Source organism: Sphingosinicella sp. BN140058 (genome assembly GCF_004135585.1).
Lineage (GTDB): Bacteria > Pseudomonadota > Alphaproteobacteria > Sphingomonadales > Sphingomonadaceae > Allosphingosinicella.
Genome location: NZ_CP035501.1, coordinates 5,602,596 through 5,627,901, shown reverse-complemented (window position 1 = coordinate 5,627,901; position 25,306 = coordinate 5,602,596). Strand labels below are relative to the sequence as shown.

26 protein-coding genes are annotated in these 25,306 nt (G+C 66.9%); 8 read left to right on the top strand and 18 right to left on the bottom strand.

Annotation, left to right across the window (positions count from 1 at the left end):
• Positions 1–22: 22 nt before the first annotated feature.
• From ETR14_RS25585 to rpsD, 3 genes are all read right to left on the bottom strand, one after another.
• Entirely contained in the window at positions 23–1,000 is a 978-nt protein-coding gene (locus tag ETR14_RS25585) for an agmatine deiminase family protein (protein WP_129390816.1), read from the bottom strand.
• A complete protein-coding gene (locus ETR14_RS25580) occupies positions 997–2,661 on the bottom strand; it encodes a M28 family metallopeptidase (protein ID WP_129390813.1) in 1,665 nt (554 codons plus the stop codon). The genes ETR14_RS25585 and ETR14_RS25580 overlap by 4 nt, the downstream gene beginning before the upstream one ends.
• Positions 2,662–2,817: 156 nt before the next feature.
• Positions 2,818–3,432, bottom strand: a complete 615-nt coding sequence (gene rpsD, locus ETR14_RS25575) for a 30S ribosomal protein S4 (protein ID WP_129390810.1) — start codon at positions 3,430–3,432, stop codon at positions 2,818–2,820.
• 230 nt (positions 3,433–3,662) lie between these two features.
• On the opposite strand from rpsD, the gene ETR14_RS25570 reads away from it, so the two are divergent.
• Positions 3,663–3,983 (top strand): chorismate mutase, encoded by a 321-nt coding sequence (locus ETR14_RS25570; RefSeq protein WP_243455687.1) that lies wholly within the window; start codon positions 3,663–3,665, stop codon positions 3,981–3,983.
• 42 nt (positions 3,984–4,025) lie between these two features.
• Here the strand turns inward: ETR14_RS25570 and ETR14_RS25565 are convergent, their stop codons facing one another.
• From ETR14_RS25565 to murI, 6 genes are all read right to left on the bottom strand, one after another.
• On the bottom strand, positions 4,026–4,760 hold the full coding sequence (locus ETR14_RS25565; protein WP_243455686.1) for an RNA methyltransferase: 735 nt from the start codon (positions 4,758–4,760) through the stop codon (positions 4,026–4,028).
• Positions 4,757–5,218, bottom strand: coding sequence for a transcriptional regulator NrdR (nrdR, locus tag ETR14_RS25560; protein ID WP_129390807.1), 462 nt, complete (start codon positions 5,216–5,218; stop codon positions 4,757–4,759). The genes ETR14_RS25565 and nrdR overlap by 4 nt, the downstream gene beginning before the upstream one ends.
• Before the next feature lie 8 nt (positions 5,219–5,226).
• Positions 5,227–6,555, bottom strand: coding sequence for a serine hydroxymethyltransferase (gene glyA, locus ETR14_RS25555; RefSeq protein WP_129390804.1), 1,329 nt, complete (start codon positions 6,553–6,555; stop codon positions 5,227–5,229).
• A complete protein-coding gene (rpiB, locus tag ETR14_RS25550) occupies positions 6,552–7,010 on the bottom strand; it encodes a ribose 5-phosphate isomerase B (protein WP_129390801.1) in 459 nt (152 codons plus the stop codon). Before rpiB ends, glyA begins: the two co-directional genes overlap by 4 nt.
• Positions 7,011–7,119: 109 nt before the next feature.
• Positions 7,120–8,334, bottom strand: coding sequence for a 5-aminolevulinate synthase (hemA, locus tag ETR14_RS25545; RefSeq protein WP_129390798.1), 1,215 nt, complete (start codon positions 8,332–8,334; stop codon positions 7,120–7,122).
• Between the two features lie 86 nt (positions 8,335–8,420).
• Complete coding sequence (gene murI, locus ETR14_RS25540) at positions 8,421–9,218, bottom strand: glutamate racemase (protein ID WP_129390795.1); 798 nt, start codon at positions 9,216–9,218, stop codon at positions 8,421–8,423.
• A gap of 110 nt (positions 9,219–9,328) precedes the next feature.
• Here murI and plsY point away from each other — a divergent pair, with 110 nt between their 5' ends.
• Genes plsY through ETR14_RS25525 form a run of 3 tightly spaced genes read left to right on the top strand, consistent with a single transcriptional unit; the run spans position 9,329 to position 11,709 of the window.
• A complete protein-coding gene (plsY, locus tag ETR14_RS25535; protein WP_129390792.1) occupies positions 9,329–9,955 on the top strand; it encodes a glycerol-3-phosphate 1-O-acyltransferase PlsY in 627 nt (208 codons plus the stop codon).
• Positions 9,948–11,045 carry a DNA-processing protein DprA gene (dprA, locus tag ETR14_RS25530; protein ID WP_129390789.1) on the top strand — a complete coding sequence of 366 codons (1,098 nt, stop codon included), beginning with the start codon at positions 9,948–9,950 and terminating at the stop codon, positions 11,043–11,045. The genes plsY and dprA overlap by 8 nt, the downstream gene beginning before the upstream one ends.
• 16 nt (positions 11,046–11,061) lie before the next feature.
• Positions 11,062–11,709 (top strand): glycerophosphoryl diester phosphodiesterase membrane domain-containing protein, encoded by a 648-nt coding sequence (locus tag ETR14_RS25525; RefSeq protein ID WP_165356614.1) that lies wholly within the window; start codon positions 11,062–11,064, stop codon positions 11,707–11,709.
• Positions 11,710–11,718: 9 nt separating this feature from the next.
• Here ETR14_RS25525 and ETR14_RS25520 read toward each other — a convergent pair whose 3' ends face one another.
• Positions 11,719–12,306, bottom strand: a complete 588-nt coding sequence (locus ETR14_RS25520; protein WP_206185917.1) for a hypothetical protein — start codon at positions 12,304–12,306, stop codon at positions 11,719–11,721.
• Between the two features lie 101 nt (positions 12,307–12,407).
• Here ETR14_RS25520 and topA point away from each other — a divergent pair, with 101 nt between their 5' ends.
• Both topA and ETR14_RS25510 read left to right on the top strand, forming a co-directional pair.
• Positions 12,408–14,987, top strand: coding sequence for a type I DNA topoisomerase (topA, locus tag ETR14_RS25515; protein ID WP_129390783.1), 2,580 nt, complete (start codon positions 12,408–12,410; stop codon positions 14,985–14,987).
• The gene (locus ETR14_RS25510) at positions 14,987–15,289 is read left to right on the top strand and encodes a hypothetical protein (protein WP_129390780.1); all 303 of its coding nucleotides are present in this window, start codon (positions 14,987–14,989) and stop codon (positions 15,287–15,289) included. Before topA ends, ETR14_RS25510 begins: the two co-directional genes overlap by 1 nt.
• Here the strand turns inward: ETR14_RS25510 and ETR14_RS25505 are convergent.
• The 8 genes from ETR14_RS25505 to ETR14_RS25470 all read right to left on the bottom strand — a co-directional run bounded on the left by ETR14_RS25505 (position 15,274) and on the right by ETR14_RS25470 (position 23,973).
• The gene (locus ETR14_RS25505; protein WP_129390777.1) at positions 15,274–16,041 is read right to left on the bottom strand and encodes a HesA/MoeB/ThiF family protein; all 768 of its coding nucleotides are present in this window, start codon (positions 16,039–16,041) and stop codon (positions 15,274–15,276) included. The two genes, ETR14_RS25510 and ETR14_RS25505, sit on opposite strands and share 16 nt — an antisense overlap.
• Positions 16,038–16,475, bottom strand: coding sequence for a dUTP diphosphatase (dut, locus tag ETR14_RS25500; RefSeq protein WP_129390774.1), 438 nt, complete (start codon positions 16,473–16,475; stop codon positions 16,038–16,040). The genes ETR14_RS25505 and dut overlap by 4 nt, the downstream gene beginning before the upstream one ends.
• 91 nt (positions 16,476–16,566) lie before the next feature.
• Complete coding sequence (locus tag ETR14_RS25495; protein ID WP_129390771.1) at positions 16,567–17,439, bottom strand: hypothetical protein; 873 nt, start codon at positions 17,437–17,439, stop codon at positions 16,567–16,569.
• A gap of 9 nt (positions 17,440–17,448) precedes the next feature.
• Positions 17,449–19,527, bottom strand: coding sequence for a polysaccharide pyruvyl transferase family protein (locus ETR14_RS25490; protein WP_165356613.1), 2,079 nt, complete (start codon positions 19,525–19,527; stop codon positions 17,449–17,451).
• 100 nt (positions 19,528–19,627) lie between these two features.
• Complete coding sequence (gene coaBC / locus ETR14_RS25485) at positions 19,628–20,830, bottom strand: bifunctional phosphopantothenoylcysteine decarboxylase/phosphopantothenate--cysteine ligase CoaBC (RefSeq protein WP_129390765.1); 1,203 nt, start codon at positions 20,828–20,830, stop codon at positions 19,628–19,630.
• A 5-nt stretch (positions 20,831–20,835) separates the two neighbouring features.
• Positions 20,836–21,711 (bottom strand): nucleotidyltransferase domain-containing protein, encoded by an 876-nt coding sequence (locus ETR14_RS25480; RefSeq protein ID WP_206185916.1) that lies wholly within the window; start codon positions 21,709–21,711, stop codon positions 20,836–20,838.
• Entirely contained in the window at positions 21,708–23,243 is a 1,536-nt protein-coding gene (gene ubiB, locus ETR14_RS25475; protein ID WP_129390762.1) for a 2-polyprenylphenol 6-hydroxylase, read from the bottom strand. The genes ETR14_RS25480 and ubiB overlap by 4 nt, the downstream gene beginning before the upstream one ends.
• A 1-nt stretch (position 23,244) precedes the next feature.
• Positions 23,245–23,973 (bottom strand): class I SAM-dependent methyltransferase, encoded by a 729-nt coding sequence (locus ETR14_RS25470; protein WP_129390759.1) that lies wholly within the window; start codon positions 23,971–23,973, stop codon positions 23,245–23,247.
• A 61-nt stretch (positions 23,974–24,034) separates the two neighbouring features.
• Between ETR14_RS25470 and mutM the strand changes: the two genes are divergently transcribed.
• The gene (gene mutM, locus ETR14_RS25465) at positions 24,035–24,850 is read left to right on the top strand and encodes a bifunctional DNA-formamidopyrimidine glycosylase/DNA-(apurinic or apyrimidinic site) lyase (RefSeq protein WP_129390756.1); all 816 of its coding nucleotides are present in this window, start codon (positions 24,035–24,037) and stop codon (positions 24,848–24,850) included.
• A gap of 122 nt (positions 24,851–24,972) precedes the next feature.
• Positions 24,973–25,236: a 30S ribosomal protein S20 gene (gene rpsT / locus ETR14_RS25460; protein ID WP_129390754.1), complete on the top strand. Its 264-nt coding sequence runs from the start codon at positions 24,973–24,975 to the stop codon at positions 25,234–25,236.
• Positions 25,237–25,306 lie beyond the last annotated feature (70 nt).

Genomic DNA, 25,306 nt, shown 5'->3' with positions numbered 1-25,306 from the left:
GCGTAGAGGGATCCTGAAGGCATCAGGCCGGCATTTGCTGGCTGATGCAGTGGAAGCTGCCGCCCCCGGTGAGAACATGATCGGCGCGCAGGCCCACCGCCTTGCGGCCGGGGAAGAGTGCGCCGATCGCCTCGACGGCGGCGTCATCGTTCGGCGCGCCGTAGACCGGGATCACGACCGCCGCATTGCCGATGTAGAAGTTCATATAGGAAGCCGGAACAATCTCGCCATCGCGCTCGACGGCTCCCGGGGAGGGGACCGGGACCACCTCGACACCCGCTGCCTCGGCCCGCCGGCGCGCGTCGGCATAGATGGCAGCATTCGGATCGTCGTGTCCCGCGGGGCTCGGCAGAGCAAGCCGGTTCTCGCCGATGAAGCGGGCGAGATTGTCGACATGGCCATCGGTATGATCGTTGAGCAGGCCTTCGCCGAGCCACAGGATGCGATCGGCGCCGAGATCCTCGCGCAGACGCGCCTCGATCGCGGCGCGATCGAGACCCGGGTTGCGGTTCGGATTGAGCAGGCATTGCTCGGTGGTGACGAGAAGGCCGGTGCCGTCGGCGTCGATCGCGCCGCCTTCGAGGATCCAGTCGTGAGCCCGCGGATCGAGGCCGGCGCTGTTGGCGAGCCGGAGGCCGATCGTGTCGTCGCCCTCCAGATCGTATTTGCCGCCCCATCCGTTGAACCGGAAGCAGCTCGGAACCCGATTTGCGCCACGGCCAAGGATGATCGGGCCCGTGTCTCGAAGCCAGATGTCGCCGAATATCTCCTGCACCACCGTCGCGAACGGCGCGAGCTCGGCGGCGCGGCGGGCGGCCGCGGGATCGGCGGCGACCAGTCGCACCTCTTCGCCAAGCCCATCGGCATGCACCGCCGCAGCGAATGCGGCGACCTCGGCCTGGGCGGCGGCGAGATCCTCGAGCCAAAGATCGGCGTGGCTCGGAAAGCCGATCCAGACGAATTCGTGCTCGCCCCACTCGGCGATCTGACGCAGGTTCATCGTGCCGCCGCTCCGCTGCGCGACCGATCGCGGATCGCGCGGAATTCGTCGCCTTCGTTCCAGTTCGGCCAGCTTGATCCGGTGGCGAGATCACGGCCGATCTGCCAGTAGATCTGCAACTCGTGGAGCGCGCCCGACCAGTCCCAATTGGGGTCGAACTCGTCATTGGGGCCGTGATACCGTTCCGCGCGATATTTCGCCTGCCACGCCTCGCCGGCGGCCGTGCCGCCATTGACGAGATCGTTGCCGAGCTTCGCGTAGAGCATCGGCACGCCCTTCTTGGCGAGGCTGAAATGGTCGGAGCGATAATAATAGCCTGCCTGCGGTGAAGGCTCCGGCTTGACTGTCAGGCCGTTGAGCGCACGGCCGAGATAGTCGTCGAGTTCGGATTTGCCGCCGCCGACGGCGACGAAGTCGCGTGCGTCGCCGGCCAGGCTGAGGCTGTCCATATTGATCCCGCCGACTGTGCTGGCGAGCGGATATATCGGGTTCTCCGCATAATATTGCGATCCGAGCAGGCCCGATTCTTCCCCGGTTACGGCGACGAAGACGATCGAGCGGTCGGCGGCGCCGGCCTTCTCATGCGCCTCGGCGAGCGCGATCAATCCGGCGGTGCCGCTGGCGTTGTCGACGGCGCCATTGCAGATGTCGTCGCCCGCCGGATCGGCGTCGCAGCGGCCGAGATGGTCCCAATGGGCGGTGTAGATGACATATTCGTTCGGGCGTTTGGCGCCGGGGAGGATCCCGACCACGTTGCGCGAGGCCTGGCGCTTGATCTGGTTGTCGAGACGGATCGAAACCTTGGTGCCGAGCGGGACGGCCTTGAAGCCCGGCTGCTTCGCCGCCGCGGCCAGCGCCGTCAGATCCTTGCCCGAGGCGGCGAACAGGCGCTGGGCCGCATCCTCGGTGAGCCAACCGACCAGCTTCGACTGGTCCATGTGGTTTTTGGGATCGTCCATATTGTACTGCGCGCCGGTCCAGGAGGACTGGACGACGTTCCATCCGTAGGCCGCCGGTTCGGTCTGATGGACGATCAGCGCGCCGGCGGCGCCCTGCCGCGCGGCTTCCTCATATTTGTAGGTCCATCGGCCGTAATAGGTCATCGCCTTGCCGCCGAAGCGGCCCTCGAGGCCGGACTCCTGCCAGTCGGGATCGTTGACCAGAATCACCACGGTCTTGCCGCGCACGTCGAGGCCGGCATAATCGTTCCAGCCACGCTCCGGCGCATTGATGCCGTAGCCGACGAAGACGAGCTCCGAACCGGCAAGCTCGGTGCGCGGCTGCACCTGATAGGTGTTGGCGACGAAGTCCTTCCGATAATCGAAGGTGAGCGGTGCGCTGCCGCCGGCGATCGTCATCTGCGACGGCGTGGCGGTATTTTCGACCAACGGTACGTTCTGATACCAGCCACCCTTGTTGCCCGGCTTCAGCCCGGCCTTGCGGAATTGGTCGGCGATGAAGGCGACCGTCTTCTCCTCGCCGGCGGTGGTCGGCGCGCGCCCTTCGAAGCTGTCATCGGACATCGTCCGCGTCGCGGACCGGACGGTTTCGAGCGAGATCGGGACCAGTCCAGCCGCGGACGCGGGCGCACCCAAGGTGGCGGCGGCGGTGCCCATCAGAAGGAATGCGGCAGCGGTTCGTGGCAGGCGTTCGGCGAACATCGGGCGACTTCCTCCAGGCGGCTTTGTGCCCGCGCTTTGGCATTCCGGCCGAAGCCGCGCAAGCATGCGTCCTGACGAGCAGCCGTGTGGAGAGATCCAAAGCAAAACGGCCGCCCCCAAGGGGACGGCCGTCGGTAGCTTCGAGGTCGAGCCTGATCAGCGCGAATAGAATTCCACGACCAGGTTCGGCTCCATGCGCACCGGATAGGGCACCTCGTCCAGCGTCGGGACGCGGGTGTAGGTGACCTTGGCGGCGCCATCGGGGCTGACGTAATCGGGGATCTCGCGCTCGGCGAGGCCCTGCGCTTCCAGCACCAGCGCCATCTCGCGCGCCTTCGGACCGAGCTCGATCACGTCGCCGACGTTCACGCGGCGGGAAGCGATGTTGCACTTCACGCCGTTGACGCGGATGTGGCCGTGGCTGACGATCTGACGGGCGGCCCAGATGGTCGGCGCGAACTTGGCGCGATAGACGATCATGTCGAGGCGACGCTCGAGCAGGCCGATCAGGTTCTGCGAGGTGTCGCCCTTCATGCGGGCGGCTTCGGTGAACGTCTTCTTGAACTGCTTCTCGGTGACGTCGCCGTAATAGCCCTTGAGCTTCTGCTTGGCGCGGAGCTGGATGCCGAAATCGGACATTTTGCCCTTGCGGCGCTGACCGTGCTGGCCGGGGCCGTATTCGCGCTTGTTGACCGGGCTCTTCGGACGTCCGAAGACGTTCTCGCCCATGCGCCGGTCGAGTTTGTACTTGGCGCTGCTGCGCTTGCTCATGTGTCGGTCCAATCTGCTTGGTTGCTGTGTTCCGGAACCGCACCGCCCGGCATGCACCGGACGCGGCCACCGCTTCACCGGAGTGCGGGGCCAATTGCGAAGGCCGGCACATGGCGGCGAGGTCTGGAGAAGTCAAGCAAAAGCGGGTGGATGCGTGGCCATCGACCGCTCTGCGCGTCGGAAGCCGCGAAGCCCTTTCCCGTCGGCCGAACTCGTTCTAAGCGGCCGCCATGGAATTCGATATCACTCCGCCGGCAGAGTGCCGGACCATGTCCGAAGTACGCGCCGGCGTCGACAGTCTCGATCGCTTGCTCGTCGAGCTGATAGCCGAGCGCTTCCGCTACATGGACGCCGCCGCGCGCATCAAGACGGAGCGGGAAACGGTTCGCGACGAGGGCCGCAAGGCGCAGGTGCTCGGCAACGTGGCCGATCACGCCCGCGAGCTCGACGTGCCGGTTGAGCTTGTCGCCAATCTGTGGGAGCGGCTGGTCGAGAGCTCGATCGCCTACGAGCTAGGCCGCTTCGACGCGACACCGGCCGCACAGGCCTGATCCGGCCTCTTCTCGCGGGAAGAGGCCGGAAGACCGTTGCGCTCAGTCGCGCGGTGGCCGCGGATTGACCAGGGCGCGGACCATGCCGCGCATCGCCTGCACCTCCCGGTTTGACCATCCGGCCTTGGTGATCAGGGTGCGGATCGTGTTCTTGGTCGCCGGGGTGCGATCGGGCGGGTAGAAATAGCCGGCGGCATCAAGCGAGTCCTCGAGCTGCCCGATCAGGCCTTCGAGCTGACCCTGCGTCGCTTGCGGTTCGTGCTCGTCGCCCTCGGTCGGGATCAGCAGATCGCCATGCTTGGACCATTCATAAGCGAGCAGGATCACCGCCTGGGCGAGGTTCAGCGAGCGGAATTCCGGGTTGATCGGCACCGTGACGATCTTGCCGGCGATGGCGACCTCGTCGGTCTCGAGCCCCGCACGTTCGGCGCCGAACAGGATCGCCGAAGGCTCCGCCTGTTTGCGGATCTCGCGGGCGACTTCCTCCGGTGTGACGACCGGCACAACCAGGCCGCGCTTGCGCACCGTGGTCGCATAAACGTGGACGCAGTCTCCCACCGCTTCGGCGACGCTGTCATAGACGCGCGCCTGCTCGAGCACGATGTCGGCGCCCGATGCCGCCGGGCCGGCCGCGGGATTGGGCCAGCCGTCGCGCGGTGTGACCAGCCGCAGGTCGGTGAGGCCGAAATTCAGCATCGCGCGCGCGGCCTTGCCGATATTTTCGCCGAGCTGCGGACGGACCAGCACGATCGCCGGGGGAGGGGCGGAGGTCGTCACTCGCGGCCGATCTCGCCGACCGAGCCGGCAAATTCCTCGAAGTCGCGTGCTTCGGTGAAATCCTTGTAGACGCTGGCGAAGCGGATGTAGGCGACCGGATCGAGCGCCTTCAAACCGTCCATCACCATCTCCCCGATGCGCGTGGAGTCGATCTCGCTCTCGCCGCTCGTCTCCACCTGGCGCTGGATCGAGGAGACGAGACGATCGATCCGTTCCTGCGGCACCGGCCGCTTGCGGCAGGCGATGGCGATCGAGCGATCGAGCTTGGTGCGGTCGAACGGCTCGCGCCGACTGCCCGATTTCACCACGTTGAGCTCGCGCAACTGCACGCGCTCGAAGGTGGTGAAACGGGCACCGCAATCCTCGCATTGGCGCCGGCGCCGGATGGAGGTGCCGTCCTCGCTGGGACGGCTATCCTTCACCTGGCTGTTTTCATGGGAGCAGAAAGGGCAACGCAAAGCCGGGCTTAATCCTGGTAGATCGGGAAGCGGGCGCAGAGTGCACGCACCCGCGCCTTGACCTCGGCCTCGACCGCCGCGTTGCCGTCATGGCCGTTGGCCTTGAGGCCGTCGAGCACGTCCGCGATCATGTCGGCGATGTCGCGGAATTCCGGAACGCCGAAGCCGCGGGTGGTACCGGCCGGCGAGCCGACGCGGATGCCGCTGGTCTTGATCGGCGGGAGCGGATCGAACGGAATGCCGTTCTTGTTGCAGGTGATCGCCGACCGCTCGAGCGCCTCGTCGGCGTCGCGGCCCGTGATGCCGAGCGGGGTGAGGTCGACCAGCGCGAGGTGGGTGTCGGTGCCGCCGGCGACGAGCGCCGCACCACGCTCCTGAAGCCGCCCGGCAAGCGCCTTGGCGTTGGCGATCACCGCCTTCGCATAGGTCTTGAAGCCCGGCTCCAGCGCTTCGCCGAAGGCGACCGCCTTGGCGGCGATGACGTGCATCAGCGGCCCGCCCTGCAGACCCGGGAAGACGGCCGAGTTGATCTTCTTGGCGATGTCCTCGTCATCGGTAAGCACCATGCCGCCGCGTGGACCGCGCAGCGTCTTGTGGGTGGTGGTGGTGACGACATGGGCGTGGCCGAAGGGCGTCGGGTGCTCGCCGGCGGCGACGAGCCCGGCAAAGTGGGCCATGTCGACCATCAGCAGCGCACCGACCTCGTCCGCGATCGCGCGGAAGCGGGCGAAATCGATGTGGCGGGGATAGGCCGAGCCGCCGGCGATGATCAGCCGCGGCTTGTGCTCCTTGGCGAGGCTCTCGACCTGATCGAAGTCGATCAGATGATCTTCCTTGCGAACGCCATATTGGACGGCGTTGAACCATTTGCCCGACATTGCCGGCTTGGCGCCGTGGGTGAGATGGCCGCCGGCGTCGAGCGAGAGGCCGAGGATGGTGTCGCCCGGCTTGGTCAGAGCGAGCATCACGGCACCGTTCGCCTGTGCGCCGGAATGCGGCTGAACGTTGACGAAGCCGCAGCCGAACAGCTGCTTGGCGCGCTCGATCGCAAGCGTTTCGACCGAGTCCGACGGCGCGCAGCCCTGATAGTAACGGCGGCCGGGATAGCCTTCGGCATATTTGTTGGTCAGCACCGATCCCTGTGCTTCGAGCACGGCGCGCGAGACGATGTTTTCGGAGGCGATCAGCTCGATCTGGTTCTGCTGGCGGTCGAGTTCGGCGGCGATCGCATCGGCCACCGCGCTGTCGGCGCCACGGAGGCGCTGGGTGAAGAAGCCGTCGGGCTGAACGTCGCTCAGATCGTTGGCGGGCAGATCATTGGCTGGGCGGGTGCTCATGCGGGCTCCTTCGCGAAATCGGGGTTGGTGAGCTTGTCGACGCGGCGCTGGTGGCGGCCGCCGGCAAAGGGGGTGGCGAGAAATTGCGCGATGCAGTCGCGCGCCGTCTCGATGCCGATCAGCCGGGCGCCGAGTGCCAGCACGTTGGCATCGTTGTGCTCGCGGGCGAGGCGGGCAGACAGCCCGTCGGAAATGAGGGCGCAGCGGCACTGGGGATGGCGGTTGATCGCGATCGAGATGCCGATGCCCGATCCGCAGAGCGCAATGCCGCGCTCCACCTCGCCGCCGGCGATGGCGCTGGCCATGCGGTAGCCGTAATCCGGATAATCGACGCTGTCGGTCGAGGCGGTGCCGAGATCGAGCACGTCATAGCCGAGCCTACGCAGATGCTCGGCGAGCTCGACCTTCATCGGATAAGCTGCATGATCGGAAACGATGGCGATACGCTCAGCCACGCCGCGAGACTCCGCTTTTGAATGAAGACGCCTCTCTAGGCGAACGGGTGTTCGCCCGCAATCGCGAGTTCCGACACGAAACGCGAGAGCAGGGGAGCGCTCGTGCTGGTTAGGCAGCCACCCTGAGTTCGAGCCGGTCCCAAATCTCGACGAGGGCCTCGGCGAGTTCGCGCATCATCGCGGTGTCGTGGCTTGGGCCCGGGGTGAAGCGGAGGCGTTCGGTGCCGCGGGGGACGGTGGGATAGTTGATCGGCTGGACGTAGACGCCGTATTCGGCGAGCAGGATGTCGCTGATCTTCTTGGCCTTGACCGGATCGCCGACCATCAGCGGCACGATGTGGGTGGTCGATGCCATCACCGGCAGCCCGGCGTCGGCGAAGATCGTCTTCAGCTGCGCGGCGGCGGCCTGCTGGCCCTCGCGCTCGGCGCTGGACGCCTTGAGGTGGCGGACGCTGGCGAGCGCGCCGGCGACCAGCACCGGCGACAGCGACGTCGTGAAGATGAAGCCGGGCGCATAGGAGCGGATCACGTCGACGATGTTCCTGTCGGCGGCGATGTAGCCGCCCATCACGCCGAACGCCTTGCCCAATGTGCCTTCGATGATGGTCAGGCGGTGGGCGACCGCGTCCCGCTCCGAAATGCCGCCGCCGCGGGCACCGTACATGCCGACGGCGTGGACCTCGTCGAGATAGGTGATCGCATTATACTTGTCGGCGAGATCGCAGATGTCGGCGATCGGGGCGACGTCGCCGTCCATCGAATAGACGCTCTCGAACGCGATCAGCTTGGGCACGTCCGGATCGGCGGCGGCGAGCAGCTCTTCGAGATGCGCCAGATCGTTGTGGCGGAAGATCTGCTTCTCGCAGCCCGAGGTGCGGATGCCGGCGATCATCGAGGCGTGGTTGAGTTCGTCGGAAAAGATCACGCAGCCCGGCAGCAGCTTGCCGAGCGTCGAGAGCGTCGCCTCGTTCGAAATGTAGCCCGAGGTGAACAGCAGCGCCGCTTCCTTGCCGTGGAGATCGGCGAGCTCGGCCTCGAGATCGACATGATAATGGGTGTTGCCGCCGATGTTGCGGGTGCCGCCGGAGCCGGCACCGACATCGTGCAGCGCCTCCTCCATCGCCGCGATCACCGACGGATGCTGACCCATCGCCAGATAATCGTTCGAACACCACACGGTGATCGGCTTGGGGCCGTTATGCCCGGCAAAGCAGCGCGCGTTCGGAAAGGCGCCCTTGTTGCGCAGGATGTCGATGAACACCCGATACCGGCCCTCGGCATGAAGCCGGTCGATCGCCTGCGCGAAAATCCGCTGATAATCCAAAAGTCCGCTCCCCGGGGCTCGTTGCCAACCCATAGCGATTCCGCTCTCACATGGCTAGCCGAAGCCGACCTGCAAGAGCGATGATTTCAAAGTGTTTCTACGCGGGTCAGGCCGAAGGCGGCGAGGCCCGTGCGGTAAGGCTCGATCGCCGTCGTTCGGCCCGTGAACACGGCGCGCCCTTCCGGCGCCTCCGCCGGCCAGACGTGATCGCGGGTGAGCCAGGCGGTCCGGCGGGCAATTCCCTCCTTGCCGTCCACGAAGCGTATCGGCCGCGCCGAGGCGGCGGCGAGTTCGTCTTCCACCAGCGGGAAATGGGTGCAGGCGAGCACGATCGTGTCGATGCGCGCGCCACCTTCGCTTGCATAGAGCGCGTCGAGGATTCGGGCGAAGGCGGCGGGATCGGTGCGCTCGCCGCGAAGTTTCGCTTCGGCGAGATCGACCAGTTCCGCCGAACCATGTCGCACGACCGTACAATCGGCGGCGAATTCGGCGGCGAGACGATCGACATAAGGCTGTCGCACCGTCGCTTCGGTGCCGAGAACGCCGATAGCGCGTGTCTGAGAGACGGCCGCAGCCGGCTTGATCGCCGGCACGGTGCCGACGATCGGAAGATCGAGCGCCGCACGGACGACGTCGAGCGCGATCGTCGAAGCCGTATTGCAGGCGATGACGATCAGTTCGGGGTCGAACCGCTCGGCAAGGCGGCCGAGCAGGGCCGGCACGCGCGCTTCGATCTCGGCCGCGTTCTTGGTGCCGTAGGGGTAGCCCGCGCTGTCGGCGACATAGACGATCGGCGCGGTCGGCAGCAACGCCCGAAGCGGGCGCAGTACGGAAAGGCCGCCGATTCCGGAATCGAAGACGAGGAGCGGCCGGGGATCACGCATCGCCGCCCGCTACAGGGCGAACCCGCACAAGCGCAAGCGGCGGCCGATCGTGCCCGAAAATGTTGCGCCCCCGAGGCGATCCGCTACATTCCGGCGCCTTCGGGGAGTAGATGGTGACGATCGATACGGCAGCCGGTCCATTGCTGGCCTTCCTCCTTGCGTATCTGCTGGGCGCGATCCCGTTCGGCATCCTGCTGACCCGCCTCACCGGCGCCGGAGACCTGCGCAAGATCGGCTCGGGAAACATCGGCGCGACGAACGTTCTGCGGACCGGCCGCAAAGGGCTGGCAGCGGCCACTCTGCTGCTCGATCTCTTCAAGGGAACCGCGGCCGTTCTGCTGGCGGAGCATTTCGTGCCCGGCACGGCGCAATTGGCTGCGATCGCGGCCCTGCTCGGCCACATGTTTCCGGTCTGGCTGCGCTTCGCGGGCGGGAAGGGGGTCGCGACCTTCATGGGCCTGGTTCTCGCCTTCGCGATCCTCGGCGACCTCCATTGGGTCGCGCCGCTCAGCTACGCCCTGGTCTGGATCGGACTGCTGGCGGTGACTCGCATCTCCTCGCTTGCGGGCATGTCGGCAGGGCTGAGCGCGCCGATCGCCGCGGCTCTGCTCGGGCGCTACGATCTTGCCCTGATGTTCCTAGGTCTGGCGCTGCTGGTCTGGTGGAAGCACCGCGACAATCTGCGCAGGCTGCTGGCCGGGACCGAGCCCCGCATCGGCGCAGCCAAGCATGGCTGACACGGGCGCCTACGAGGACGAAGTCGCCCGGCTCCGCCTCATCCGCTCGGACAATATCGGCCCGATCACCTATTTCCAGCTGCTCGCCCGCTTCGGCTCGGCGGGCGCTGCGATCGCCGCAATTCCGGATCTCGCCGCGCGTGGCGGCGGACGCGCGCCGAAACTTGCGAGCCGTGCCGCGATCGAAGCGGAGATGGAGGCGGTGGCGAAGCTCGGCGCACGCTACCTCTTCGTCGGGCAGGGGGCCTACCCGGCCCTGCTCGCCGAGACCGAGAGCGCCCCGCCGGCGATCATCGTCCAGGGCCATCTCTCGCTGCTCGATCGCACCCTGGTGGCCGTGGTCGGGGCGCGCAACGCGTCCGCCGCAGCCTGCCGATTCGCCAGGATGCTGGCCCAACGCCTGGGCGAGCTGGACGCGGTGATCGTCTCGGGGCTCGCCCGCGGCATCGACACTGCCGCCCATGACGGGGCCCTGGACAGCGGAACGATCGGCGTTGTCGCCGGCGGCATCGACGTCTTCTATCCGCCGGAGAACGAGGCACGGCAGCGCGCGATCGCCGAACGCGGCCTGCTCGTCGCCGAGCAGCCGCCCGGTACCGAGCCGCGCGCCCGGCACTTTCCCTCGCGCAACCGGATCATCGCCGGGATCGCCCAGGGCACTGTGGTGGTGGAGGCGGCGCCGCGATCGGGATCGTTGATCACCGCGCGCTTCGCCGCCGATTTCGGCCGCGAGGTGATGGCGGTGCCCGGATCTCCGCTCGATCCCCGGGCGCAGGGCTGCAACGGCCTGATCCGCGAAGGCGCGACCCTGATTCAAAATGCCGACGATGTGCTGGAAGCCCTGAGCCCGGGCCGGATCGGGCCGTTCCGCCAGCGGGATCTGCCCTATGACCCGCCGGCGGCGGCGATCGATGCCGACGACCAGGCGCGAAGCGCGATCGCGGGCCTGCTCAACGCGACTCCGGTTCCGGTCGACGAACTGATCCGCCAGACCGGCCTTCCGCCGGCGGTGGTCCACACCGTCCTGCTCGAACTGGAGCTTGCCGGCCGCCTGGAGCGGCATGCGGGCGGAAAGGCGAGCGCAATCTGATAGGGGAAGGGGAAGAATGAGCGAGATTTCCGTCGGGGCGATTCTCGGCAGGACCGCCAGGTTGATGCGGGCGAATGCCGGCCTGTGCGGGACCGTCGTGCTCCTGCTGACGGCGGTGAGCGTCACTCTGGACGCGGTCGCCGCCAATGCCGAGTCGCGGCCGACCTTCATCGACAGCCTCGCGGCCTTCGCCGCGCAATATTACCTGACTCGGCGCCTGATCGATCAACGCTGGGCCGCGGGCGAGCGGAGCGGCGCCCTGCCGGTGTTCGTCCTTCAGCTGGTGTCGACGCTCGGGATCCTGCTCGGACTGGTGCTGCTGGTCATCCCCGGTCTGTACCTGCTGACCCGATGGTTTGCCGCGGTGCCGCTGCTGATCAGTCGCAATCAAGGAACGGGGGACGCATTGCGCGAGAGCTGGCTTTCGACCGAGGGCCATGGCCTTGCGGTGTTCGGTGCAATGGTGATCGTCTACATCCCGCTGCTTCTCAGCCTGGTCGTCGCCTTCCTGTTCGACGAAGCCCTGATCGGGGGCTTCGGCGCGATCGGGGTGGCCACGAATTTCATGATCAGCCTCGCCATGGTCGCCGGATGGTGCGCGGCAATCGGCTATTGCGAGTTGCGCGGCGGCGATCGCCACACGCTCGAAGAGGTCTTCGCCTGACGCGCCGGCTCAGCCGAGCGCCGACGCTTCCGCCGCCATGTTGCGCCGGGCCTGCGCGCCGTAGCGGGCGTCGAGCGGCGCGTGCGGGTAAAGCGGGTCGGCCGCGAGGAAATGCGCGAGAACCTGCTTGCGACCCGCGCGATAGAGCGGCTCGGCCACGTGGCGATATTCCTCGCGGATCGCGCGGGCATAGGCCTCGTAGCGGGCCGGTTCCGCGCCGAGGATCGAGAGGTCGATCGAGACCAGGATCGCGCCGAGCCGGTCGCCCGGCGCCACTTGGTGTCCCTTGGTCAGCTGGATCAGGCGCCCTATCTCCTGCGCGTCCTTCGCTGCGGCGCCGTTCTTCGTCAGCTCCGCGACCGCGCGTGCGGCGCTGCGTTCCTCATTGTCGCTGCGGGTGGGATCGTAGATCGAATCGTGCCACAGGATCGCGAGGCGGAGGAGGGACCGTTCGCGAGGATCGAGATCCACGACGTCGTCCAGTTTCGTCAGGCAATCCTCGACGTGGCTGAAATTGTGGTAGGCGCGTGGGGGCATGTCGTGGTCGAGGCGCAGCTGCGTCTCGAGCCTTTCCAGGGCGGCAGGATCGATCGTCATGCGTCGTTCCTAGCCGCATCAGAGGGTCGCCGACAGGCGCTTGACGGGCGGCGGAGGCGATCCCCACTCTCGCGCGTACGTATGAAGGATCGAATTGCGCAATGAAGCTCGTCGTCGTCGAATCCCCGGCCAAGGCCAAAACCATCGAGAAGTATCTGGGCAGCGGCTACCGCGTGCTGGCCTCTTACGGTCACGTCCGCGATCTGCCCGCGAAGGACGGTTCCGTCGATCCCGACGCCGGTTTCGCGATGGAGTGGGAGACCTATGCCGACAAAGCGCGGCAGCTGAAGGCGATCAGCGACGAGGCAAAGGGCGCCGACGCACTGATCCTCGCCACCGACCCCGACCGCGAGGGCGAGGCGATCAGCTGGCACGTTCAGGAAGTGCTGCGCAAGCGGCGGGTGCTGCCCAAGGACGTCGAGCGCGTGACCTTCAACGCGATCACCAAGACGGCGGTGACCGAGGCGATGCAGAAGCCGCGGGCGCTCGACGAAGATCTGATCGATGCCTACCGGGCGCGCCGCGCGCTCGACTATCTGGTCGGCTTCACTCTGTCGCCGGTGCTCTGGCGCAAGCTGCCGGGCGCGAAATCGGCCGGACGCGTGCAGTCTGTGGCGCTGCGCCTGATCGTGGATCGCGAGCGCGAGATCGAGCTGTTCAAGGCCCAGGAATATTGGAGCGTCACCGCCTTCATGGAGGCGGACGGCCAGGAATTCATGGCGCGGATGGTCCGCTTCAACGGTGCCAAGCTCGATCGGCTGAGCATCGGCGACAAGGGCATGGCCGACGCCGCCAAGGCTGCGGTCGAGGCCGGCCATTTCACCGTCACCAGCGTCGAGACCAAGCCGCTCAGCCGCAATCCGCCAGCACCCTTCACCACCTCGACCCTGCAGCAGGAGGCGGCGCGCAAGCTCGGCTTCTCCGCAAGCCACACGATGCGGGTGGCGCAGGGGCTCTACGAGGACGGCGCGATCACCTACATGCGGACCGACGGCGTGCAGATGGCGCCCGAAGCGATCTCCGCGGCCCGCAAGGCGGTCGCCGATCGCTTCGACGCCGGCTACGTGCCGGACAAGCCGCGCCATTACGAAACCAAGGCCAAGAACGCCCAGGAAGCCCACGAGGCGATCCGGCCGACCGATTTCGGCAAGGACCGCGCCGGCTCGGGCGATCATGCCCGGCTCTACGACCTGATCTGGAAGCGGGCGCTCGCCAGCCAGATGGCGTCGGCGCGGCTCGAACGCACCACGGCCGAACTCGCCGACGGCACCGGTCAGCATGCTCTTCGTGCGACCGGCCAGGTCGTGCTCTTCCCCGGGTTCCTCGCTCTCTACGAGGAGGGCCGGGACGACGAGCAGGACGAGGATGCGCGTCGGCTACCGCGGCTGCGGCAGGGCGACGCGCCCGCCAAGAAGCGGGTCGCCTCCGAGCAGCACTTCACCCAGCCGCCGCCGCGTTATTCGGAAGCGAGCCTGGTCAAGAAGATGGAGGAGCTCGGCATCGGCCGTCCTTCCACCTACGCGGCGATCCTCCAGACCTTGAAGGATCGCGGCTACGTCTTGCTCGAGAAGAACCGCTTTACCCCCGAGGAGAGCGGACGGCTGCTGACCGCCTTTCTGGAGCGCTTCTTCGAGCGCTACGTCTCCTACGATTTCACTGCCCACCTCGAGGATGAGCTCGACGACGTGTCCGGGGGGCGTGCGCAGTGGCAGAAGGTGCTCGAAGCCTTCTGGCGCGATTTCAAGCCCAAGACGGTCGAGATCATGGAGCAGAAGCCGTCGGAGGTGACGGCCGCACTGGACGAGTTCCTGGCGCCCTGGCTGTTCCCGGACAAGGAAGACGGCAGCGATCCGCGCGTGTGCCCGGCCTGCGGCGAGGGTCGGCTGGCGCTGCGTGGCGGTCGCTTCGGCGCGTTCGTCGCCTGCTCCAATTATCCCGACTGCAAGTTCACCCGCAAGTTTGGCCAGGGCGGCGATGAGGCTGGTGCCGCCGATGCCGGGCCCGCGATCCTCGGCACCGATCCGGAAACCGGGCAGGAGGTCAGCCTGCGCACCGGCCGCTTCGGCGCCTATGTGCAACTCGGCGATGGCAAGGAGGCCAAGCGCGGCTCGATCCCCAAGGATATCGGCCAGGCCGCGGTGGATCTCGACCAGGCGCTGCGCCTGCTCTCGCTGCCGCGGACGATCGGCCTGCATCCGGAGACCGGCAATCCGATCACCGCCTCGATCGGCCGCTACGGGCCCTATCTCGCTCACGACGGCAAATATGCCCGTTTGAGCTCGACGGCCGACGTGTTCGAGACGGGCATGAACGCCGCCGTGGTCAAGCTCGCCGAGGCCGCCGCGGGCGGTGGGCGCGGTCGCGGCGCCGCCCGGGAGCCGCTCAAGATCCTTGGTCCGCACCCGCGCACCGAGGCCGAGATCAAGCTGATGGAAGGCCGCTTCGGAGCTTATGTCACCGACGGCACCACCAACGCGACCCTGCCCAAGTCCGTGCAGCCGGATGCCCTGACCCTCGAGGAGGCCGCCCAGCTGATCGACGATCGTGCGGCCAAGGGCGCACCCGCCAAGAAGGGCCGCAAGGCACCCGCCAAGAAGGCTGCCGCGGCCAAGGACGGCACCAAGAAGGCACCCGCCAAGAAGGCGCCGGCGAAGAAGGCCGCGGTCAAGAAGAAGGATTGATGCGCGGCTGGAGTTTCGCCCGGGCGAGCGGGATCGGCACCAGCGCCGGTCTCCTCGCAATGCTGCTGTGGCCGTTCTTCCGCCGCTTTGGAGGCGCACTGACCTGGCCGTTCGCGATCCTGGCCGCGATCATGGGCCTTTGCGGCCTCTCCATCCTGCTGGTGACGTTGATCGACATGCTGGTGAGAAGGCGCGGCGCGCGGATCCGCCCCTTGCGCGGCTTCGATCTTGCGGTCGGCATCGCCATGGTCGGGCTCAGCCTCCTGCAATTGCAGGATGTGGAGGGTCAGCTGCCCGTCTGAGCGCCGCAGCCGGAGCAGGCGGGATCCTTGACGATCCGGATCGTCCGCATTTCGGGCCGCAGGCCGTCGAAGATGTGGAGCTTGCCGGCCGCACGCTCGCCGAAGCCGGCGATCTCGCGCATCGCTTCGAGCGCCGCGAAGCTGCCGGCGATGCCGGCCATCGCGCCGAGCACGCCGAGCGCCGAGCAGGTGTCGCAATCGTCGGCGTCGAATGCGTCGCCGACGAAGCAGCGGTAACAAGGCCGCTCCGTCTCCCAGCCGCGGAAGGTGCCGATCTGCGCCTGGAACTGGCCGATCGCGGCCGACACCAGAGGAATTCGGGCCCGCGTGCAATGATCGGAGACGATCAGCCGGGTGGCGAAATTGTCGCAGCCGTCGAGCACCAGATCGGGCGTTCCGATCAGTGCCGCGACGTTCGCGGCCGTCAGCCGCTCGGCCAGGCCCTCGAACCGAAGATCCGGATTGAGCCGGGCCAGCGCTTCTCCGGTGACGGCGATCTTGCCGCGTCCGACATCGGCGGTTCCGAACAGGATCTGGCGCTGGAGGTTGTCGAGCGAAACGGTGTCGTCGTCGATCACGCGCAGCCTGCCGATGCCGGCGGCGGCGAGATATTGCAGCGCCGGCGCGCCGATGCCGCCGGCGCCGATCACCGTCACCTCGGCCCCGAGCAGTCGTTTCTGCCCGTCGCCGCCAATCTCCTTCAGGACGATGTGGCGCGCGTAGCGATCGAGCTGATCGTCGGTGAGGCTCACCGGCCGGTCGAGCCGAACCCGCCGGCGCCGCGGGCGGTGGCCCCGAGCGCCTCGACCTCGGCGAACGACGCGCGCAGGACGGGCGCAGGGACCAGCTGCGCGATGCGATCACCGCGGGCGATCTCGAACGGCGCGTCCCCAAGATTGGCGAGGATCACCTTCACTTCGCCGCGATAGTCGCTGTCGATCGTGCCCGGCGTGTTGAGGCAGGTGATGCCGTGCTTCAGCGCAAGTCCCGACCGTGGCCGGACCTGGATCTCGTATCCCGGCGGGATGGCGACCGCGAATCCGGTCGCCACCGCATGGCGGGCGCCCGGTATGAGGGTCAGGCTCTCCGCCGCGACCACGTCCATTCCGGCCGCGCCTTCGCTGGCGTAACCGGGCAGGGGAAGGTCGGCTCCATGCTGAAGTCGCTGGATTTCAATCTCGATCATTGTTCCTCGCATTCGCCGGTTCGGCCTGGTGGGATCGGTGGACGCCTCGGCGAAGACCGCTACGAAGCGACATCCCACTTAGCAACCTCGCTCACGCGCCGGTTTCCGCCGGAAGCGCGAAGGCGGGCAGACCCAGGCCGACGCGCTGCTCGTTGGCGATGCGAAGGACGTAGTCGCTGGCATGGCGGCGTTCCACCGACGGCGCCTCGGCCAGGCGCCAGTCGGCGTTCGGATAATAACGGTCGAGATAGGGTTGGAGGAGAGGCTCCAGCTGCGGAATGTCCTCCGGCGTGAACCAGTTCCGCCACGCGCCGGCGCCGCGCGTCCGCAACACCCGGCCGAGTTCGGGCGTCACCGCGTCCGTCCCGCCGAGCGGAAAGCCCAGATAGGCTTCCAGGCCGGCAAAGCGGTTCGCGACCAGATCCTCGTAGCGAAAGACCTGAATGTCGGGCCGGCGGTCGTGGAACTCGAACGATCGCTCTATCATCGCGAAGCGGTAGTGAGAGGCCCATATGGAGAGGTCGAACCGTTCGGATGGACGTTGGGGAAAACAGCCGATCAGCTCGGTAAGCGGCACGGAGAGCGGGTTCGCCTCTTTGGCGCGCAGGCGTTGGATGAAGCCGGCGAGCGCCCGATCGGATGCGGCGAACTCGGGTTTGTACGCGTCGTAAAGGAGGCGGCTGACCAATCGATCGCGGGGGTCGCGAACCAGGAGGATCTGCTTGTCGAAGCGGTCGAAGCGCTCGACCGCCGGGGTCATGACGCCGAGCGGAAGCACCTTTGCGAGCACGTGCGGGGACAGATCGCCGCGCAGCGCCGCGATGAGGCGTCCGCGCAGGATGATGCTTCCCCGCAGCGCGGTCGGCTCGAACAGGCAGATGGCGGTCGGAGGGAGCGAGTTGCGGATCTTCGAGAACAAGGCGGTCGTACCCGTTTTGGCGAGTCCGTAGATGACGATCCTCATCTCGCCCGTTCAGCTGCCGGCATAATCGATCAGGCGGTGCTTCTCGCCGGGCGGCCACATCGTGCTGATCGAACCCGGCAGGTGGAAGATGACGTTGATGTTCTTGCGCGACGTGCGGCAGCCGCGCGCCACCGGCGATACCGAATGCCAGGAATCGTCCGATCGGACGAGCAGGGCGGAACCGCCGACGATCGGCAGGATCTCGGCCTCCCGATCGGCATCGTCGCGCGAGCGCAAGACTTGCAGGCAGCCGCCGTCGGCGGAATCCCAATCCTCGTTGAAGTAAAGGATGTGGGTCGCGATCTTGTCCTTGAGGTCGACATGCGGGCCAAGCCAGGCGCCGGCGCCGAAATGGATCGCGTTGATCTCCATCGGCGCCTTCCCGAGGTCGAGGCCGGTCGCCTCGGAGAGCGCCTCGCGGTAGCGCCTGGAGAGCAGATCGCCGAGCAGCGCCCGCCATGCCGGGTGCAGGCGCTCGGGACGGGTGATTTCGGAGGCGCCCATGTGAACCAGGGATCGCGACAGATATTGGTAGCTCTTCTCGCCGTCATTGCCGGCGACCCTGCGAAAGCTGTCGCTTGGGAACGCCTCCGCGAGCGTTCGCGCGTCTTCGGGTGCGAACAGGTTTTCGATGTGCGCCCACCGATAGGGTTGGGTGGCGATCGCCGCAGTCTCGATCGCGGCGATGTCGAGGATCGCGCCGCCCCCGTCACGCGCCGTGGATGGCGACCACTCGGCGGCGCCGCCTTCCTTGGCTGGATCGCGCGTGCCCCGACCGAATGCACCGCCGACTGTCTGCTTCAGCCGGTCGTTGAGCAAGAGCAGGTTGTTGCGCCAATGGGCGCGCCGGCGCTTCAAGAACATGATCGGCTCCGTGGCTCTGGTTTGCAGGCGTGACGCGGCGGTGCCCCGCTGGCGGTCGGCGCACAATTGCGCGAAGAGGGCGAGGGTGCGAAGCCTTGCCGCTTCGTCGCGCTCCTTCGAGTCGCCAAGCGCGGCGGCGGCAACTTCGTCCCAGTAACGATCCAGCCGGTCCGCATAATCCTGCGCCAACGCTTCGACGCCGCGGCGGCCGTGCGCCAGACGTTGCATCGCGGCAGGCTCCTCGATGTCGGCGACGCCCTCGAACAGACGCAACTGCTCGAACTTGCGTTCGCTATATTGCACCCCGCGGACGAGAGGCACGCCATAGCTGATTGCGGTGATCGAGGCGTGAAGGCTTGACCCGAAGAGGATCTCCGAGCGCGCGATGATCTCCCGGATGAGATGCGGATGCAGCCAGGCATAGCTGCGCAGAATCCTCGTTTCCAGCCGCGGTGCGTGGTCGGCACGGTCGCCATGACACCAGCAGACCGGCAGGATCACTGCCGCCGGAATGTCCATCAACCGCAACTGGCGCTGAATCGCCTCGGCATGAAGCGGCATGGCTGCATTCGCCTGGACGACGGCATAGCGGCCTGCGAGCCCGAGCGCCTGCCGCCACGCGCGATAGTCGGTGCTTTCCTCGCCGAGCGGCCACAAACGGGAGAGGCCGAAGGCAGTGTCGGGGACGAACCTGGTGGCAGCATCGGGAGCGATCCGCGCGAGATGCCGAAGCGAGGCTTCGTCGCGCAGGCCGACCAGGCGGCTGGCGGCGAACGCCTCCTGAACGATGTGGTCGAGCCCGGCGGCCCGCGGGGAATCGGTCCATGCGCCGATGCCGTTCCAGAAGACCGGCTTGCCGCCGATTGCACCGGCAAGCGCCGGAAGCAGCCAGTAATCCAGCGGTACGCGGCTCCCGGGCGGGACCGGAACCGGATAGGCATCGTCGAACCGCACGAGCTGCCCTCCGCCGATCAACAGCGCCCGCAGATCGGGAATGCGCTCCGGCAATCGCGCGATCGGCTGCACATCATAAGGCCAGTCGGCGGCACTTCGCGAATTCAGCGAGAAGGGTATAAGGTTAAGGCTCTCGTCCCGCTGGTGGAGAGCTTTTTCGGCGATCAGAGGGAAAAGCAGATCGCCGTAATTCTCGACGTCGAACGTGCCGACAATGCCAATCTGTCGCCCATGCGCAGCCTTTTCTACATCGACGTTCACGATCGGCATGCGCTCCTGACGAAGCGCGGCCATAATCCCTGAGTAAGGCATGACAAGCGCTTCTTGTCATGGACGCATCATTCATCGCGCAAGGACCGGCGCGAGGCGTCTAGCGCAACGCAGTCTTTCCGGTGAGTTGCTCCGCAATACGCTGCGCCAGCCGCGCCGCAACCGCCGCCTTCGGCGCTTCGTCCCAATGCTCGACGCCTTCGGCGGTGACGAGGTGGATTTGGTTGCGCTCGCCGCCCATGACGGTGCCGGAAACGTCGTTTGCGACGATCCAGTCGCAGCCCTTGCGCTGCCTCTTGGCGATCGCAGCTTCGACAACGTCATTCGTCTCTGCTGCAAATCCGATCAGCAGGGGAGGGCGGCTTCTGCCTGCCGCCAGCCCCGCCAGGATGTCTGGATTTTCCACCCAGTGCAGTTGCGGCGGGCCGTCGCCCTTCTTGAGCTTCCTGTCCGCGGCTTCGACCCGCCAGTCGGCGACGGCGGCGACCAGCACCGCGGCGTCGGCCGGCAGCGCCTCGTCGACGGCAGCCGCCATCTGTGCTGCGGTCTCGACATCGATCCGGTCGATGCCGGCCGGGGTCGGCAACGCGACCGGCCCAGCAACGAGGGTCACCCGCGCCCCGAGCCGGGCAAGCGCATCGGCGATCGCAAAGCCTTGCTTCCCCGATGAGCGGTTGGCGATCACCCGCACCGGATCGATCGGCTCGTGGGTGGGGCCGGCGGTGACCAGGACGTGCCTTCCGCGCAGCGGCGCCGGTGCGCGCGCGGCGAAATGGTCGCTGAGCGCCGTGACGATCGCGTCCGGCTCCGGAAGCCGGCCCGGCCCATATTCGCCGCACGCCATCGCGCCTTCGTCAGGTTCGATCACCGTCAGTCCATCCGCACGCAATTGCGCGACGTTGCGCCGCGTGGCTTCGTGGAGCCACATGCGCACGTTCATCGCCGGCACCGCAATCACCGGCTTGTCGGTGGCAAGGAGCAGGGTGGTGGCGAGATCGTCGGCGATGCCTGCGGCCATTCTGGCGAGCAGATCGGCGGTCGCCGGGCAGACCAGGACGACATCCGCTTCGCGGCTGAGCTGGATATGCCCCATCTCGACCTCGTCCTTGAGGTCCCAGAGGCTGGTATGGACCGGCTGCTCCGACAGAGCGGCGAGAGTCATCGGAGTCACGAACTGGGCGCCGCTCCTGGTCAGCACGCAGCGGACGCTGCCGCCGGCTTTGCGGATCAGGCGAATGAGTTCGCAGGCCTTGTAGGCCGCGATGCCGCCGCCGACGATAAGGAGAATGCGTTTGCCGTTCACGCCGCCTATGTGGCGAGCGCCGCCCTGAAAGTCGAGGCAGGGCCTTCCGCTGAGCGCAGCAGCGTCGATCGGAAGAGGCGGTCCGCTTCGTGTTTCGCCTCGGCCGACGGCGCGGCGGGTGTGGCCGGGAAGGCGCGCCGCGCCGCCTCGAACTCGCCGTCCACGAACGCCTCGATCGGGCGCGGCAATGGCGCGGCGCCGAGCTCCCGAGTCTCTGCCTTGCGCGCGATCAGCGCGCTGGTGATGGCGGCGACATCATGCGGCGGGGCGCACTCGGCCATCAGGGTGGGGAAGTGCATGGGCGCGATCTTCCGATCGGGATGCAGCCGCAGCCAACGCAGCGCGGCGGCGGGACGAAGCGCGTAGAACAGCTTCTTGAGCTGGACGTCCTTGCCGTCGGCGAAATAGGTGCGGCGCTGCTTTTCGCCGAGGTGCAGGTAATGCTGCGCGATGCCGTTGCGGCTCGCGAAGCGTTCGGCAAATGCCCTGAGGTCCTCGACGGTCTGCGCGTCCGCGTCGTAGACGATCGGCGACATCAACCATTCCACGATCACCGCATTGCCCTTGAGCAGCAGCTTGAGCGCCTTTCCGAGATCCCAGCCGTTGACGTCGAGCAGGCCGTCGAGCGGAGTTTCGATGACCTCGCGCAGCGGCCAGGGCGACAGATAGGCATTCAACGCGCGCACGAACACGAAGCGGCAATCATGGTCGCTGTCCGGCGACGGGAAGCCCCACGCACGGCTGCCGCTCTCGATCGCGAAGCAGATCGTGACACCGTGGTCGCGCCGGACCTCCGCCAGCCGCGTGTCCACATCGGTGACGGCCGCCGCATCGAGATCGGCAGGAATGGCGCGCAGTCGGTGCGCGGCCTGCGCGCTCACGTCAGCAGCAATGTCGCGCCGACGGCGAGCGCGGCCGAAACCAGGCCGGTGAGAACATAGCCGCCGTAGCGGCGCGGCTTCACCACGAGGGCGATGTCGGCCATCGGCGGATCGGGCGGGGCCGCCCCGGGCGCCGGGTAGTAATAATCGATCCGGCGGATGAGATCGGGGATCATCGCCAGGGTCCGCATGTCTCGCACCAGGCGATCGGCCAGCTGCGCTTCGGGGCCGAGCTCGCCGCGAACCCATTCGCGCAGGAACGGCTCCGCCGTTTCCCACATGTTGATGTCCGGATCGAGCGTGTGCGCGACGCCTTCCTCCATCACCATCGTCTTCTGAAGCAGCAGCAGATGCGGCTGCGTCTTCATGTCGAAATCGCGGGTGATGGTGAACAGCGAATCGAGCATCTGCCCGATCGAGATGTCCTTGACGGGAAGGCCGCGGATCGGCTCGCCGGCGGCGCGTAGAGCGGTGGCGAATTCGTCGACGCTGTGGTGCGACGGCACGTAGCGGGCCTCGAAATGGATCTCGGCGACGCGGCGATAATTGCCGGTCAGCAGCCCATAGAGGATTTCGGCCAGCCAGACGCGTGCCTGCCGATCGATCCGGCCCATGATGCCGAAGTCGATCGCGGCCAGCCGCCCGTCAGGAAGCGCGAAGAGATTGCCCTGATGAAGATCGGCATGGAAGAAGCCGTCGACCACGGCCTGCCGAAGAAAGGCCCGGACCAGGGTGGCGGCCATTGCCGGCAGATCATGGCCTGCATCGATCAGCGCCTGGCGATCGGTGAGCTTGATGCCGTCGATCCATTCGAGGGTCATCACCCGCCGCGCGGTGCGGCTCCAGTCGATCTCGGGAATGTAGAAGCCGCTTTCGGCGACCAGATTCTGGCGCAGCTCGGAAGCGGAAGCGGCTTCACGCCTCAAATCGAGTTCGCGCGCGGTCCATTGCTTGAAATGCGCGATCACCGCTCGCGGCCGTAGCCGGGCCGCATCGCCGCCCATGCCTTCGACCTGGGCCGCCGCCCACTGGTAGGTATCGAGCGCGCGCGCGAAATCCTCTTCGATGTTCGGTCGCAGCACCTTCACCGCCACCTGACGGCCCTCGGTGGTGACCGCGCGGTAGACCTGGGCGATCGACGCTGCGCCGATCGGCTCCTTTTCGATATGGGAGAAGATCTGCTCTATCGGGCGCTCCAGGCCCTGCTCGATCGCGGCACGAACTTCGCTGAACGGTGCCGCCGGCAGATTGTCCTGCAGGAGCTGGAGGTCGTTCGCCGCCTTGGCGCCGACCAGATCGGGCCGCGTCGCCAGCGCCTGGCCGAACTTGATTGCCGCAGGCCCGAGCTCCTGGAACGCATCGCCATAGGTCGGCACTGCGGGGATTCGGGCGCCGAAGCGCGCTATCCGAGCCAATCTTCGAACCGGGGCCGGGGTGTTGGGGTCACGCTCGATACCACGCAGCGCGCCGTGGCGGGCGAGCACTCGGCCCCATTTGAGGAGCCGCCAGACATGAACGACTGGGTGGGTCAAATCAGACCTTCCAGCCGCTGTGTATGGCGACGAGGCCGCCGAGGATCGGCTCGACCCGGGTCTGCACGAAGCCGGCTTTCTCGATCATCGCCTTGAACTCGCCCATCGGCGGGAAGCGGCGGATCGATTCGACGAGGTAGCGATAGCTGTCCTCGTCGCGGGCGACGACCTTGCCGATCTTGGGCACCACCCGCATCGAGTAGGCGTCGTAGATCTTGTCGAAACCGGGCCAGGTGGTGGTCGAGAATTCCAGACAAAAGAAGCGCCCGCCGATTTTGAGCACGCGATGCGCTTCCCCGAGCGCCTTCTGGATATGGGTGACGTTACGGATCCCGAACGCGATCGTGTAGGCGTCGAACTGACCATCGCCGAAGCTCAGCTCCTCCGCATTCTGCGGGATCCAGCGAAGGCCTTCCAGCCTCTGCTTCGTCGCACGTTCCTTGCCGACACCCAGCATGTCCTCGTTAATGTCGGACACGGTTACGTGGGCGCCCTGCCGCGCCATTCGAAATGCGATATCGCCGGTGCCGCCCGCCATATCGAGGATCGATTCGCCGGCGCGCGGCTTCACCCGGCGGACGAACATATCCTTCCAGGGGCGATGCAGCCCTGCCGACATGAAGTCGTTCATGATGTCGTAGCGGGCGGCAACCCGGGAGAAGACCGTGCCGACGCGGCGGGTCTTCTCCTCCGGAGCGACGTCCTCGAAGCCGAAAGAAACCTTGTCCATCGCCGCCGCCTCTAGCAGGGGATTGCCCGCATGTGCACTTGCCATCTTAAGAGGATCGCCCTTGCCTGAATTGCCCGAGGTGGAAACCACGGTCCGCGGGCTGGTTCCCGTGCTCGAGGGCCGGCGGCTGGTCAGCGTCGAAGCCCGCCGCGCCGACCTGCGCCGAGCCTTCCCGCCGGATCTGCGTCAGCGGCTGACCGGCGCCACCGTGACGCGCCTCGGCCGCCGCGCCAAATACGGCCTGATCGACACCGATCGCGGCGACACGATGGTCTTCCATCTCGGCATGTCCGGGCGATGGCGGATCGATCCGGGCGAGATCGGCGCCCACGACCATCTGCTGCTCGACACCGACGCCGGCCGCCGTCTCGCGCTCAACGATCCGCGGCGCTTCGGTTCGGTCGATCTGGTGCGCACCGATGCGGTGCCGCTTTATGGGCCCTTCGTCGCGATGGGTCCCGAGCCGTTGGGAGAGGAATTCACCGCCGAGTATCTGGCGGCCGTGCTCGACGGACGATCGGCGCCGATCAAGGCGCTCCTGCTCGATCAGCGGATCGTCGCCGGGCTCGGCAACATCTACGTCTGCGAAGCGCTTCACATGGCGGGCATCGCGCCCTCGCGCGCTGGCGGGCGCATTTCAACGATGCGGCTGCAGCGGCTGGTCGATGCGGTGAAGATCGTGCTTGCGGCCGCGATCGAGGCCGGCGGATCGACTCTGCGCGATTATGCCCGGCCCGACGGCGAGCTCGGCTATTTCTCCAAACAGTGGCGGGTCTATGGCCGGGAAGGGGAGGCGTGCCAGTGCGGGGCGCCGATCCGGCGGCGTAGCGATTCGGGCCGCTCGACCTTTTTCTGCGCGCGCTGCCAGCGTTCCTGAAGGCGCCCGACAGCGAGTTGACCTTTGAGATGCTCTCGCGTAGAGGGCTCGGCGAGCGGGTGCGGTTCGATTCCGCGCCCTTTTCGTTTACAAATAAACACCTTTAGCGAGGCCCTTGGAAGATGGCGAACACGCCGCAAGCAAAGAAACGCATTCGTCGCAACGATCGTCGCGAGCTGATCAACCGCGTGCGCGTCAGCCGCATCCGCACTTTCGTCAAGCAGGTCGAGGCGGCGCTCGAAGCCGGCGACAAGGCGACGGCGCTGGCGGCGATCAGCAAGGTCCAGCCGGAGCTCCAGCGCGGCGTCGCCAAGGGTGTGCTGCACAAGAACACCGCAGCGCGGAAATTCTCGCGTTTGACGAAGCGTATCGCAGCGCTCGCTTAAGCCTTTAAAAAGGTTCAAAATGGACCCGTCGGCGCCTCGCCGGCGGGTTTTTTTGTGTCTCGAAACCGTC